The organism is Pseudomonas sp. ATCC PTA-122608, from assembly GCF_001952855.1.
Taxonomy (GTDB): Bacteria; Pseudomonadota; Gammaproteobacteria; order Pseudomonadales; family Pseudomonadaceae; genus Aquipseudomonas.
The window spans coordinates 385,792-397,916 of the sequence record NZ_LPNO01000052.1; the positions used below are offsets into that span (position 1 = coordinate 385,792).

Below are 12,125 nucleotides of genomic sequence, written 5' to 3' on the forward strand. Positions count from 1 at the left end.
GCTTAGCGCCCTTTTTCTGTATCTTCAAATGATATAATTAAGGAAACAAACTACGAACAACATGGAATACGAATACGATGAACAAAAAGCTAATACGATAGCCAAATTTAAGAAATGGGTAGAACAGACTAAAAGCATTCCAAAAATTTACGCCCTGCTTTTCTTTGGTGCCGTTGCAGCTCCAATCGGCTGGCTTGCTTGGTTTTACATCATTGAAATATACATACGTAGAAATCCATTTCTGAAAAACGCTATGGCTTTACCTATCACCATCATGACGATAGAGAGTATCTGGCAAGGAATCTTGCTGTACGTAAACATCGAAATGACAGCAAGCGGCACTGGTTCAACAGCAATCATCCATGTCGCTTATTTCTGCTCAATCATCCTAATGCTCATCGTTACGTTTATCGTCAGTAAAGTTCACTTCGTACTTGTTAAACGAATCAACAGAAATATCAGAAATTATCTCCTTTCAAACGGTGATGTGAAATTCGGCAAGACGATCAAAGAAAGAGCCAGGGATAAAATTCAGGAAGTGAAAGATACCTTAAAGGAAGGCGCGGAGGTGTTGAAATGAAATTCATCACTGAGCAAATCCGCTTAAAGAATGCTTTTGCAGAAAATCCCATCGTTGGAACACTTGGTAATACAGCGTGCAAACTCGACCCCTTCGAAATACATGATGGAGAAAACAAAGCAGAAAATACTACGCGCAGCTACCTACAATTCTACGCACAAAATGAATACACCAATAACATACCAACGGAGCTAATATTTTTACACAGCGTCACAATGAATGAAGAAACTCAAGAATTCTATTTCCTTGCAAGCTATAAAGGTAGGACAGACCCTGATGGTTCAGTGGTTGTGCATGCAGTTTACGAAGACAAGGCAGAGAAAGAACTTTTGATAAGGTACTTCAACCTAAAAGATGGCTCAAAGGATACGACTAGGAGGATTGGGAATGTTGATTATAGAGACGCTATCAGCGCTTATTGCTTTGGTTCAGAAGATTTGGACTGTAAATGCTTTTATGATTTCGCTCATCATCCAGCCTTTGAAGAAGCCGTAGCCTTACACGCACTTTTAAAATACTAAACAGCCACTCCCCTGCTTTGCAGGAGTGAAGGGAAATAATCAGATCAGAGAGAACCATGAAATTATACACAAGCGAAAAAGCATTTTTGGAAAATGGCGTTGAATTGGGTAAAGACTTTTATTTACTAACAGACCATCCATTGCCCACCGACACACTGACAAAGCGCGCCACCTACGATCTACACCGCAAATACAAAAAAGAAAGCGCTGATTATACTTCCTTCTACCTAGGCAGGTTAACCGGCTTTCAAATCCACGACCGACACATCTTTTCAATTTCTTCAAATGTTTTTGATGAGCATGACGAAACACCAATAACCAATTACGATTTTCTATACGAACCGAATTCAGGACAACTATTTCCCTTGAATGGTAAAGCATTTCACGAATCAGTCTCTTTCAAATTTTACCTTAATGGTCATGAATATGAGTTTGACGAAGCCATTGCTACCTATTCATCCATTGATGAACCTGAATCGACTACCTTTGTTGACTTCATGCTAAGCGACTTTTTCAATGAAGAGTATTTGTATTACCAGATACGAGCTTACTGAAATGGTAAAATCAGAGTACAAACAAATACTATAATAAAATGACAAAAGCGTTAGAACCAAAAGAAAAAACCGATTTCATTGAAGCTGGGAATATCAGAACCGATGACTTTCTTAAATCTCAGGTCGAAAAAATTGCGGATGCAATGGCAAGTGACGAAGATCTGATTTGGAATAGCCCAACCTTTAAAATAAAATACATGAACCCCATCACCAAGACCGTTTACAACCTCGAAAACACAATTCTCCTGACCCAGCTTGCCAACGACAAGGGTTATGAACTGCCTTTTTACCTCACTGCTAAGCAAGGCTTCACCGCTGGACTCAGCAACAAGGGAGAGAAAAGTGACTTCATAGTGAATCGATTTGGAGCACCCATTGGCTTCTTCAAAGATGAAAAATCCAAGGAGCCAGATCTGCTCGGTGTCGGAGACTCGAAAGGTAAGGTCATCTACCGCAGGGCTTCGAAACTGACCCCAGTCTTCAACCTCGGCCAATTTACCGGCGAACGTCCAGAAGCTGTTCATAAACTGATGAGCCAGTATCAGCAGAAAGCCACACCAGAAGAGCTAGAAACCGTCTATCAAGCCCTTTTAGAGACTATACCAACACCCTTGAAGCGCTTGGCTGGCACGAATCACTATCGTCCCGGAGAAGACACGATTTACATGAATCCAAGCTCCCACTTCAAGAGCCGTCTCCACGAAACGAACACCCTCCTACACGAAACCTCGCACTCCTACGGGCATGAAACACGCAAGAACCGCCCTTCTCTACGTCACTACTCAGAAGGGATCGAGCATCGAGCGTATGAAGAGCTGGTAGCCAATCTGTCAGCACAGGCAGTGGTCAAGTATTTCGACCTGCACATAGACCCATCGACCCAAAAAGACCTTGATGCAGGGTTCATGAAGAACCACACCACGTATGACGCCGGTTGGGCTAAACGGGCGTACAGCAAGGACACGACTCAGGTTTTTAAGGCTGCAAATGACGCTGACAGAACGGCGTCGAGCATCATCCACCTGATCGAGCAAAATTTGATACTCAAGCTCAAAGCCAACCCTGATTTGAAGATCAGTGAATTAGTAAAGGAAAGGCTGATAGCCAAAGCTGAACCGGAAAAACAAGAAGCCTCAAACGAGGCAGTGAAGAAAACCTACAAAAAATCAACCTACAAGAGATAACCAATGAAAAAATCACACGAACAAATCGAGCAAGAGATACGCGATGAAATCCCATTTCTTCGAAAAATGATGGAGGAAGGCGGACTGATTGAAGAGTTTGACGTTCCAGAACCAGAAACACAAATGCTTGGATACCCACCAGACCTGATAATCAATTAACATAAAAGCCTCATACGAGGCTCTTTTTAATCCAGTTGCTTGTCTCCCAGTCGAATGTATTTGAGCGACTTTCCGGTTTTCGAAAGGTCTATGAATGGGATTTCAAAACTTTTCACATCCTGAGATTTCAGGCTTTTCTGTGTCTCTTTATAGCTGACTACCAGTGCGCCATTTTTTTGATTGAATGTGGAATTCAGTAAGATAATGGATTTTGCATTTGCAGATGTTATATCGCCAAATCCTACAAAATCTGACGCAGGAGTCATCAATACAAAACTGACAGTGCCTTTTGTCTTTCCATACCAAGAATTAATCAACGTTCCAATTCGTGCAGCATCAATGCCTTTCGTACCAATTTTGCTCGCTACAATACTGAGCTTATACGCACCATCTGCATTAATACTCACAGAATCAATGTAATCAGTCATTTTCTGAATTTGAGCTGTGTCTTCTGCACGGACAGTTTGATTTCTCAACAATCCCACGGGCTTTGACTGATCGGCAGGCGTAGCAGAATCGTCAGACGAGCCAGCCATTACACATGTGTCACTCGCCCTTTTGTAGTCTTCTCCATAGGGATACGAGGTCGTCCCATCCGTTTTAATCGCAAGGTAGCGGACCTTAGTAATCGTACCAGTCTGACCATCCGGGCAATCCTCAGAAATCGATTCAGTGATGAAGTTATCGATGTCAAAAACGCAGTAGTCCAAGCGACTCGTTTCATGCCACGTTTTGCCACTCAAAGCCTTGGTTATCCACTGACCTTTTACGACGATTTGACCGACAGCACCGGCAGGGCACTCTTCGTTTTGCTCACCCTCCTCAACGTCAATCACATCGTCTTCGATGTCTTTGCATGTGTTCACAACAGTCATCACCCAGCCAGTGTCATTCTTGATGGTTCCGTCTGGCAGTGGGTTTGGATAGAAGTCGTATGATCTGTGTTCGTTGTACTGAATCGAGCCAGTTTGAGCCTCATCACAAGCCTTGGACGAGCTTCTGAAATCAGATAAGTGAGTGAATTTATCGTCCACTGGCGGCACTGGCTCAGTCACAGGAGGATCGATAGGTTCAACAGGATCTATGGGTTCCACAGGCTCAGTGACTGGTGGCGTCACTACTGGCGGTTCTTCCGGCTCCGTAGGCTTAGTTACAGGTGGCTCCACGGGAGGCTGTGTAGGCGCTATGCAATGATTGGCTGTCGTCTTCCATTCAGAGTAAGAATCCTTCACACCATCCGACCATGATTTGTAGGTTCTTTCGTGTGTGATGAAGCCGGTCAACGGAGCCTCACAAGCCACTGTCTCGACTTCAATCTGGTCAGTTGATGTACGCACTGGCGAACACGTCAGAACGCTGTCTGAATCCCACACGCCGTACTGGTCTATAACGCTTGGACCAAAGCTGTAATTCACATAATAATTCGGAAAATCCTCATACCTGAACTCAGTCAAGGCACCACTGGAAGCAGCCTTGAAAAAGTAGTGGGTCTTGCTGTACTGGTCAGTAGAAACCCAAACGGCTACCTCGCCCCAACGTGTTGTCGCACCACCTTCTATCCCGCCAGAAGTCGATCCCACGGCGCAGGTTTCATCGCCATATTCAGTCCATCCAGCTTGTGGCGGAATCGGCTCAACAGGAGGCGCAGGAACGGCTTTGCATATCTCAATGCTGTTCGTGTCCATCGCACCATATTTCTGAACCATTTCTTTGGTGATAGTCGGGAACGTAGAAAATCCGTTCATTTCAACCATCTTGATAGGCACGTAATCAGAGCCGTCGAAGAAATAATTCTTTGACGTGAAGGTCACAGAATCGAAGAGATAATAGACAGGAACCTTGCCTGTTCTCGACGTGCTACCACCCGCGATTCCACCCACCGTTTCACCAAACGAGCAGTATTCGTTGTACGGCAAATCGAAGCTGTACGTGGGAACTGCAGGAGTCTCAAAGACTGGCAAGCAAGGTTGCTCGCTACCCGGATTCATAGAACCATAGATGTTCACCAAGGACTGTGTAGCCTCTGGATAAGGGATGATTCCCACAGCGGATTGAGCAGAGTAAAACGTGGTGTACGCACCCGATTTGTTGCTACGCATCGACCAGTACGTGGTGTTTGTCTCACCTACATAATTTGTGAAAATCGGGATGGTTCCGAGGCGAAGAAGGCTTGCCCCGGCGCCACCACCAACCGAGTAACCAACAGGGCAATACTCACGGAATTCCAATGCCGAAACCGCTTCGTATCCTTTGTCAGGGTTAGTCGGATTTGTGGGCGTAACAGGCTCAGTTGGAGGCGTAGGATCAACCGGCGCAGGAGGAGTCACACAGGCTTCAACAGAGCCTTCATTCCACTTCCCATACAGATCAACATCATTTGCTCCGAATGAAGGAAATGAGGTCGTTCCATCGCCATTGTCAGTCTCAGGAATAGGTGAAAACACGCCGTTAAAGCTCTTCAAGAAATACGAGCCTTTGCCTGTGTTGTAGTCATACTTTGTGTAGAAAGGAATAGTCCCAGTTCGATAGGTCGAAGCCCCGGCAACACCACCTACGGTCATACCGAGTGGGCATGCCGCAAGAATCGTATTGTCAAAGGAAAACGTAGGAGCCACTGGATCAACAGGCACCACGGGCGCAGTAACCTTTGGGTAGCAGGCAAGCAATGGAGCGGCAGGATCTTCATAACCAAAACGAGTGACGAAATCTGTTAATTCCTCGGTCGTTTTGCCTTCGAGTGTGAGTCCGGGCGCGTCAGAATAATCACCCGACACGGAATCTAAAATAAGGTAATGAGGGGGCGTTACAAATCTATCGTAATATTCGTGATAATAAGCATATCCTCGGTCAACTCCTCCAAATTCGTATCCAGCAGGATCGGTGGTGAAGCCGGTTTTACAAGCAAGGCTCACGATGTTTGTGGTAGAAGAATTGATTCCAGCCAACGCTTGTTCAGAAAAAGCAAAAAATCCCAACGCACTTATTATTGCTATTTTATTCATGTTAATTGTTATGTAGTCATGTGCTAATTATACCATTTTACCCCTATATTTTTCTTCGCTAACACAACGAAAATAACAACCGCAATCAACCTACTCAAATAAAGCTCATAAAAAAGCCCCACAAAAGTGTGGCTTCCTAAAGGTAATTTTATTTTTTCATGTACAAGGAATCTTTGTCGAAGTAAGCAGGATTACGCACAAGGCTGCCATCTTTCCAAATCATCACAGGCGTAGGATCTGGCTTAACGTAATAGTAATCATCGTTCTTCGGATTGCCGCTACCATTACCGGCTACTGCGTTTACTGCTACTGATGAAGCTAAAATCATGATTGTTGCTGCGATAATTTTTTTCATTTTGTCTCTTTTATTTGGTTATATCGAAATTATATCATTTCGAAATAGTAAAACGATGCAATAAGCAAACTATTTTAAATAAATATTATAGTACGTTTATTGCTTGTCGAAGGAATCTGTACACTCCTTTATAATTAGGTCAAACGACGGCATTTCTACATTGTCTTTCAGAAATTGACACTCCTCCAAAAGTTCGTTTTGATGACGCATGAAGCAGATATATTCTGAAAACTTCTTTGCAGCAAAGGCTGGATGTACATCTATTAAATGCGTTTGCACTGCATTGCAATAATACGAGTAGTAGAAATCATCTTCGACATCGTAAGTGCCAAGACAGAAAGAAATGGTGGTATGCATCTTGATTAGCGTTGAGTAATCACCACCAATAGATTCCATTGCCTGCTTTTGTTCAGAAGGCGTGAATCCGTTGAATTGACGGAAAGCCTCAAAGGTTTCAGCAAGCCGTTTCAGTTTGGCTGGAACGTCAGAATCGACAGTCACAGTGCGCGTTGGTTTGTATCGGTCTTTGAATGTCCAAGCCATTAGGTTTGGCCTCTATGAATTCGCTATGGGTAATGATTGATCGATCAACCAGCTTAAGCAATAGGATAAAACGAATTTTGTGATTGATAAAAACAAGAAATAAAAAAAACCGCCTACGGGTGGCGGTTTCAAAACTCGGAGAAGTTTATTTACAATATATATGAAAATAATAGGCAGAATCGAAAATCTATAACCAAATAACTATTTTATCTGCCTACTTATCTATAATAGCATTTCGGAAAAGAAAACAAGACATTTAAGGGAAATATTTAAATTATTTCTGCATCGCTCCATTCAGAACGAACAGATTCTTCCTTGTAAGCGCGAAAACAGAAGGACTTGAAAATAACCTGACCAGCGTCCTGTACATCGGCATCAGTGATTTGTTCAGTGAAGTCCTTCACGTAATCAAGCCACACTGCTTCGATGTCGAGATCACCATACTGACCAAAATAGCAAGCCAAAACGTCATGAATGGCAAAGAATTCAGCCAACGCCGTTTCTTCATAAATCAATTCTTTCAAAGCCAATTCATGATTGGTCATAGCCAGATCTTCGGAAATCACAAAGGTTTGGTAGAAAGCGAGGGTAGCAATCAGATGGGGGACGATGGTTTGCACATCCATCGTGAATTGGAGGTATTGACCAGCTTTGTAGGGGTTTTCAAAAACGTTTTCTGGAAGGTTCATTTGGCTCATTCCCTCGGGTATGAGCAAATTATTGATCGATCCGTAACGCAGTGCAAGAGATCAATTGATCAAAAATCAACCGACTCCAAGACCTTTGGTTTTAGACGGTTCGCCATGAAATTTTGAATTTCAGCAAAATCATATTTTTCTTTCACAAGCTGATTTACCAAACGTTTATCAATTTCAATCGGATAAATTCTGTCACCAGCTTTTGAGGCTTTGAAAATAATCAATTCACGACAGGATTCAAAATATAAATCATTACCGCATTCACGAATCAACGCTGGGGCATCACCCTGGAGTTGACTGGCATAGCCAATCCTTGCGAACGTCTGGTAGCGCTCCTTCGACGTAGGGCAGTTCCTATCTTTGAAGCAATTGGCATTCACGAACATGCCACTTTTCAAGTCCTTGAAACCACACAAAGGGATACAGCATTCCAAGTCTTTTTGAGTCTTTTCGCCATAAGCGAGTTGGTATGACCCGCTAACCTTAGCCGCATACAACACATCACCAGCAGCGTCTGTTTTCTCGAAGCGCATGACAACAGCGAAGAAGCGTTCACAATGCACATTCTTACGCACGACAGACACAAGGCAAGCTTGCACGTCATTGTCTTTCAGCCTCAATAGCTCATCGTGTGACACGTCATAGAGGCTCGCGTAGTGGTAGCGCGTGGATTTGCACTTGATCCCGACTGAATAACCATTGGCATTCCTTTGCGCCAAGGAAGACAACACACTATGGTCAAGAAGCTCTGAGCGTGTGTAGCCTTTGGCCCTATTGCCTAGGTTGCCGGGTATCCCGAACGTATAAGCACTCCTACCCTTCGCTTTGAGCGCTTTGGAAGGTGTTAGGATGACGATGTAGCGATCTGCTTGGAGAGCGTGAAGCTGATTAGTAGCCTCACTCATACGCTTGGTCTCAAGCTCTGTATTTGAGAGTCTGACGAAGGTCATACAGCACCTACGTTTTTGACTTTCCTTGCTGGATTGACCTTGTATCCATCAATAGCTGACTGTTTGATTAACCCGTCATTTCCCAAAATATCAAAATTTAAATCTTCACTGAAAAGCTTATTTTTATTAGGTGTGCGTTTTTTTCTGCCACGCTGGTACGCTTTTGTGTTGACCCTAACTCTATAAATACCAAACCTATTATCGTATTTGATCTCAACGAGGTTTGATAAACGCAAAATATTCATTGCTTTCGTTCTTGTTGAAGCATCGCCAATACCCAATGCTTTATCTAATTCAGCAGTGCTTAACATCAGCTCGTTGTTGGCATCCATCTTATGAGTCACTATCATCAGAATCACGCCTGATAATCGATTAGCCATATTTACCGCCGCAATCATTCTATAAGCATAGCCAAAAACTTTTATGTAAGAATCGAATTCCCCATCTTTAATTTCGTTGATTGAGAGATTCATATTGCACCCACTTTTCTAATCACAACCTTATCTATCGAATTATTGCACGCAATAATTCTGCAAAACACAACTTCAAATTCAGGAAAACCATCATCGTAGGCGTTATTAAAGATCGAGCCGAAAAGCTCTTTATTTAGAGTAAAAACACTGACAGCTTCCCAATTAACTATTTTTTTGGCTTTATAAACTTGCAAGGCATTGTTTATAGTGTAAACGTTTATACCAATTGCCTCAGCAATATTTTCCTTTCTCCACTTGGTAAGCTCAATGATACCGTCAGCATCAACCAGCTTTAGGAATTCTTCAATCAATGCAGGGGAATAAGACGGAAGCTTGTAGAGTTTTGTTAGACAATCTAAATATCGATTTATGGTATTCATAATTATTTATTTGGTTATTAACTAATAATACCATATTGATAATTAAAAATAAGACCCATTACGCATAAAAGACAATTATTATTTTAATAATTTATGATTATGATTGAACGCTATAAAACTGGTGTTCAGATATAGTTTGATACATCTACAGCAAAATCATCCAAATCAGAGAAAATATCTACTTTCGCTGGCTTTCTAGCCTTATAGGATTTGATAGCTTTTTCTTTGATGAAGCCATCGGCGTCCAATGCATCAAAATTCAAAGGCTCGTTAAAACCCTTGCCTTTCGCCAAGTCCGATTCCACATCAGTTGTAAAAGCACGAAAATTAATTCTGAATTTTGTAATGCCGCTTCGATTGCCGGTTGACGTTTCAATTAAATTCATCAACCTTAAAATATTAAGTGCCTTCGTCCTTGTTACTGCACTTTTTATTCCAAGAGCTTTATCCAAATCCTGCAAATCTACTTCACACTCATTCTTAACATTCATAGCTACGGTTGCCATATCTAAAATTGCTCTGGATAATCCATTACATAAAGCTACCGCCGACAATACATCGGTTGCAGTATCATAGGTTTTTAAATAGAACCTTGATTTGCTTTTTTTATTTGCTACACTAATAAAAGGATTTCTCATTTTCTTTTCTCGTTGAGTTATTCTTAAAGACTGTTACAAGCAGTCTTTTTTAATATCTATTGATTTTAGCTTCTACGATGTAAACCAAGGGACTAATCTCAGTCCCTTTGACATGAATATCGCAATTTATTAGATTTCTTTTTTTAAGTATAACCAAAGCCCTTCTTACCGTTTCTTCTGACTTACCTATGTACTCAGCCATTTCAACGGCAGTCACATATGTAATGAATTGCGTAATCTTTACATCAGTTCGCTTAGCAGCTTCTGAATTCATGCAAATATACATTAGCAATACATAGGCATTCTGACTTTCTTTAGCTAAATCCGCCAAAGCCGTTTGTGTACTCAGGTCCATTTTTATTTTTATGCAGTTCATTTATTTACCTTTCTTGTGACTGTCTTAAAAATATAACATATTAAATCCTCATTTCTGTGTATTAATGAAAATATTTTATTAATTAAATAACAGAGCCTTATTAATCTGTGCAAACCGAACACATAAAGTGACTTTGAACATCATTATTATTATGCTCAAAAAAACAGCAAACCTCAAATTTGTGATTTAAATGCCCTTTCAACGTCAAATTTATAATGTTCATAATTAAGGCAAAAAAACTTTGAACATAATTTTCGTTACTTTGACCGATAGTCCAGCCCTTTAAATTCAGGGGGGTGCTTGATATACGCGGGCGCACGCATCACGCGCTAAAGAAAAAGCCAACATCTTAAAAACATTAGGACCGTGGAAATGTAATGGCACTTTTATTCAAATATGAAAACTTGATATAGGGAACAAAAAAATGGGAACTGGAAAGCAGACTTTCCAAAAGAAAATATTGTTTGATTTAGAAATACTACTTATTAGAAACCACTCGCTACGCGGCAAGGGAGAACAAGTCATGCTAAATTAGTTAAAACCCATAACCCTACCCGCCCAGCTGACTCTTTCAAGATTAAAGCAAAAGCGATTAAATGCTTATTAGTTTTTAGAATGATTTAGCTAAAGAGTAAATATGAGCATTCTCGTGTGGTATAATTGTGGAATAACAATCCACAACCAAATTGAGAACACTTATAAAATGGGCAGGAGGTAAGACTTCAGAGCTACAAATCATCAAAAAACACATACCAAAAAAATTCGACAGAGTAATAGAACCATTCGTGGGTGGTGGCGCAGTATTTCTAGCATTAGAATCGAATCAGTCAATCCTGAATGATTTCAACCGTGAATTAATCAGATTTTACGAAATCATCAAATCAAGCGAATTTGAGCAATTTAAGTCAATTCTCACTCAATTACACAATGAAAGGCTCAAAGCTTTAAATTTGGAGGTAAATGATACTTTTTTAGACGTTGCATCTAAAATCAACCAACACCATTCTTTCAAGAAATATCTAAACCGTGAATTCAAGTCGAAGCTTGCACGTATCGACAAGCTGAATCTCGCCAGAGCCTCTGTGAACGATTCGCCACTCTCATACGATGAAGTGGCTGTTCAGTACAGAACGAGCGTCACAGGCGCGTTGTACTATGTCTGGCGTGAGATATACAACGAAGCCCACCACGCGAACGCACTTGACGTGAATCACATCGCTCACTGGTACGCAGTGAAGCAATTTGCCTTCTCAGGCATGACACGCTACTCAGAATCCGGCAATTTCAACGTGCCTTATGCTGGTATCTCATACGATTCCCGCTCATTGATTCACAACCTAGACGCTATGGAATCCGCTCACAATTCGCAATTTTTCCAAAACACCCACTTCAATACAAGTGATTTCGAAGAGTTTTTCAAGCACTTTGATTATTTTGCCGAGAATGATTTTGTATTTATTGACCCACCTTACGATGATGGATTCAGTAAATACAATTCAGATAGAGATTTTACGAGAGAAGATCAGATCAGGTTGCGAGACACGCTTTTGAAATACAAAGCTAACGTGATGGTGTTAGTGAAAGAGACTGATATAATTTTCAGCCTCTATTCAGAAAGATTCAACGTAGTACGGTTCGATAAAAATTATAGCGTGAATCTTAAAAACAGAAATCAACAAGGCGTGCAACACTTGATAATTACAAATTACTAG

The 12,125-nt window shown here is 41.4% G+C and carries 15 protein-coding genes; 6 read left to right on the forward strand and 9 right to left on the reverse strand.

Going from position 1 to position 12,125, the window contains the following annotated elements; all coding sequences use genetic code 11:
* Nucleotides 1–61 precede the first annotated feature (61 nt).
* From AU074_RS29485 to AU074_RS34090, 5 genes are read left to right on the forward strand one after another with little or no spacing between them, the layout of a single operon-like run.
* Nucleotides 62–580: a hypothetical protein gene (locus AU074_RS29485; protein ID WP_076017696.1), complete on the forward strand. Its 519-nt coding sequence runs from the start codon at nt 62–64 to the stop codon at nt 578–580.
* A complete protein-coding gene (locus AU074_RS29490) occupies nt 577–1,101 on the forward strand; it encodes a hypothetical protein (protein WP_076017697.1) in 525 nt (174 codons plus the stop codon). The genes AU074_RS29485 and AU074_RS29490 overlap by 4 nt, the downstream gene beginning before the upstream one ends.
* A gap of 56 nt (nt 1,102–1,157) precedes the next feature.
* Entirely contained in the window at nt 1,158–1,655 is a 498-nt protein-coding gene (locus AU074_RS29495; RefSeq protein WP_076017698.1) for a hypothetical protein, read from the forward strand.
* A gap of 38 nt (nt 1,656–1,693) precedes the next feature.
* Nucleotides 1,694–2,839, forward strand: a complete 1,146-nt coding sequence (locus tag AU074_RS29500; protein ID WP_076017699.1) for a zincin-like metallopeptidase domain-containing protein — start codon at nt 1,694–1,696, stop codon at nt 2,837–2,839.
* A gap of 3 nt (nt 2,840–2,842) precedes the next feature.
* Nucleotides 2,843–2,998, forward strand: a complete 156-nt coding sequence (locus tag AU074_RS34090) for a hypothetical protein (protein WP_159442644.1) — start codon at nt 2,843–2,845, stop codon at nt 2,996–2,998.
* Between the two features lie 26 nt (nt 2,999–3,024).
* Here AU074_RS34090 and AU074_RS34095 read toward each other — a convergent pair whose 3' ends face one another.
* The 9 genes from AU074_RS34095 to AU074_RS29540 form a co-directional block, all read right to left on the reverse strand.
* A complete protein-coding gene (locus tag AU074_RS34095) occupies nt 3,025–6,000 on the reverse strand; it encodes a hypothetical protein (protein WP_159442645.1) in 2,976 nt (991 codons plus the stop codon).
* Nucleotides 6,001–6,148: 148 nt separating this feature from the next.
* A complete protein-coding gene (locus AU074_RS33900; protein ID WP_143503742.1) occupies nt 6,149–6,355 on the reverse strand; it encodes a hypothetical protein in 207 nt (68 codons plus the stop codon).
* Between the two features lie 96 nt (nt 6,356–6,451).
* Entirely contained in the window at nt 6,452–6,898 is a 447-nt protein-coding gene (locus AU074_RS29510; protein WP_076017701.1) for a hypothetical protein, read from the reverse strand.
* A gap of 269 nt (nt 6,899–7,167) precedes the next feature.
* Nucleotides 7,168–7,587: a hypothetical protein gene (locus tag AU074_RS29515; protein WP_076017702.1), complete on the reverse strand. Its 420-nt coding sequence runs from the start codon at nt 7,585–7,587 to the stop codon at nt 7,168–7,170.
* Nucleotides 7,588–7,655: 68 nt separating this feature from the next.
* Nucleotides 7,656–8,546: a hypothetical protein gene (locus AU074_RS29520; RefSeq protein ID WP_076017703.1), complete on the reverse strand. Its 891-nt coding sequence runs from the start codon at nt 8,544–8,546 to the stop codon at nt 7,656–7,658.
* Nucleotides 8,543–9,019, reverse strand: a complete 477-nt coding sequence (locus tag AU074_RS29525; protein WP_076017704.1) for a hypothetical protein — start codon at nt 9,017–9,019, stop codon at nt 8,543–8,545. The genes AU074_RS29520 and AU074_RS29525 overlap by 4 nt, the downstream gene beginning before the upstream one ends.
* Nucleotides 9,016–9,399 (reverse strand): hypothetical protein, encoded by a 384-nt coding sequence (locus AU074_RS29530; protein WP_076017705.1) that lies wholly within the window; start codon nt 9,397–9,399, stop codon nt 9,016–9,018. Before AU074_RS29530 ends, AU074_RS29525 begins: the two co-directional genes overlap by 4 nt.
* A 125-nt stretch (nt 9,400–9,524) precedes the next feature.
* On the reverse strand, nt 9,525–10,037 hold the full coding sequence (locus tag AU074_RS29535; protein WP_143503743.1) for a hypothetical protein: 513 nt from the start codon (nt 10,035–10,037) through the stop codon (nt 9,525–9,527).
* Nucleotides 10,038–10,086: 49 nt separating this feature from the next.
* Nucleotides 10,087–10,413, reverse strand: coding sequence for a hypothetical protein (locus tag AU074_RS29540; RefSeq protein ID WP_076017707.1), 327 nt, complete (start codon nt 10,411–10,413; stop codon nt 10,087–10,089).
* Nucleotides 10,414–11,099: 686 nt separating this feature from the next.
* Here AU074_RS29540 and AU074_RS29545 point away from each other — a divergent pair.
* Nucleotides 11,100–12,125, forward strand: coding sequence for a DNA adenine methylase (locus AU074_RS29545; protein WP_076017708.1), 1,026 nt, complete (start codon nt 11,100–11,102; stop codon nt 12,123–12,125).

Coding starts and splice junctions, on each gene's coding strand:
- AU074_RS34090 (WP_159442644.1), top strand. CDS start 2,843: ATGAAAAAATCACACGAACAAATCGAGCAAGAGATACGCGATGAAATC.
- AU074_RS29485 (WP_076017696.1), top strand. CDS start 62: ATGGAATACGAATACGATGAACAAAAAGCTAATACGATAGCCAAATTT.
- AU074_RS29520 (WP_076017703.1), bottom strand. CDS start 8,546: ATGACCTTCGTCAGACTCTCAAATACAGAGCTTGAGACCAAGCGTATG.
- AU074_RS29535 (WP_143503743.1), bottom strand. CDS start 10,037: ATGAGAAATCCTTTTATTAGTGTAGCAAATAAAAAAAGCAAATCAAGG.
- AU074_RS33900 (WP_143503742.1), bottom strand. CDS start 6,355: ATGAAAAAAATTATCGCAGCAACAATCATGATTTTAGCTTCATCAGTA.
- AU074_RS29525 (WP_076017704.1), bottom strand. CDS start 9,019: ATGAATCTCTCAATCAACGAAATTAAAGATGGGGAATTCGATTCTTAC.
- AU074_RS29540 (WP_076017707.1), bottom strand. CDS start 10,413: ATGAACTGCATAAAAATAAAAATGGACCTGAGTACACAAACGGCTTTG.
- AU074_RS29510 (WP_076017701.1), bottom strand. CDS start 6,898: ATGGCTTGGACATTCAAAGACCGATACAAACCAACGCGCACTGTGACT.
- AU074_RS29500 (WP_076017699.1), top strand. CDS start 1,694: ATGACAAAAGCGTTAGAACCAAAAGAAAAAACCGATTTCATTGAAGCT.
- AU074_RS29495 (WP_076017698.1), top strand. CDS start 1,158: ATGAAATTATACACAAGCGAAAAAGCATTTTTGGAAAATGGCGTTGAA.
- AU074_RS29515 (WP_076017702.1), bottom strand. CDS start 7,587: ATGAACCTTCCAGAAAACGTTTTTGAAAACCCCTACAAAGCTGGTCAA.
- AU074_RS29530 (WP_076017705.1), bottom strand. CDS start 9,399: ATGAATACCATAAATCGATATTTAGATTGTCTAACAAAACTCTACAAG.
- AU074_RS34095 (WP_159442645.1), bottom strand. CDS start 6,000: ATGAATAAAATAGCAATAATAAGTGCGTTGGGATTTTTTGCTTTTTCT.
- AU074_RS29490 (WP_076017697.1), top strand. CDS start 577: ATGAAATTCATCACTGAGCAAATCCGCTTAAAGAATGCTTTTGCAGAA.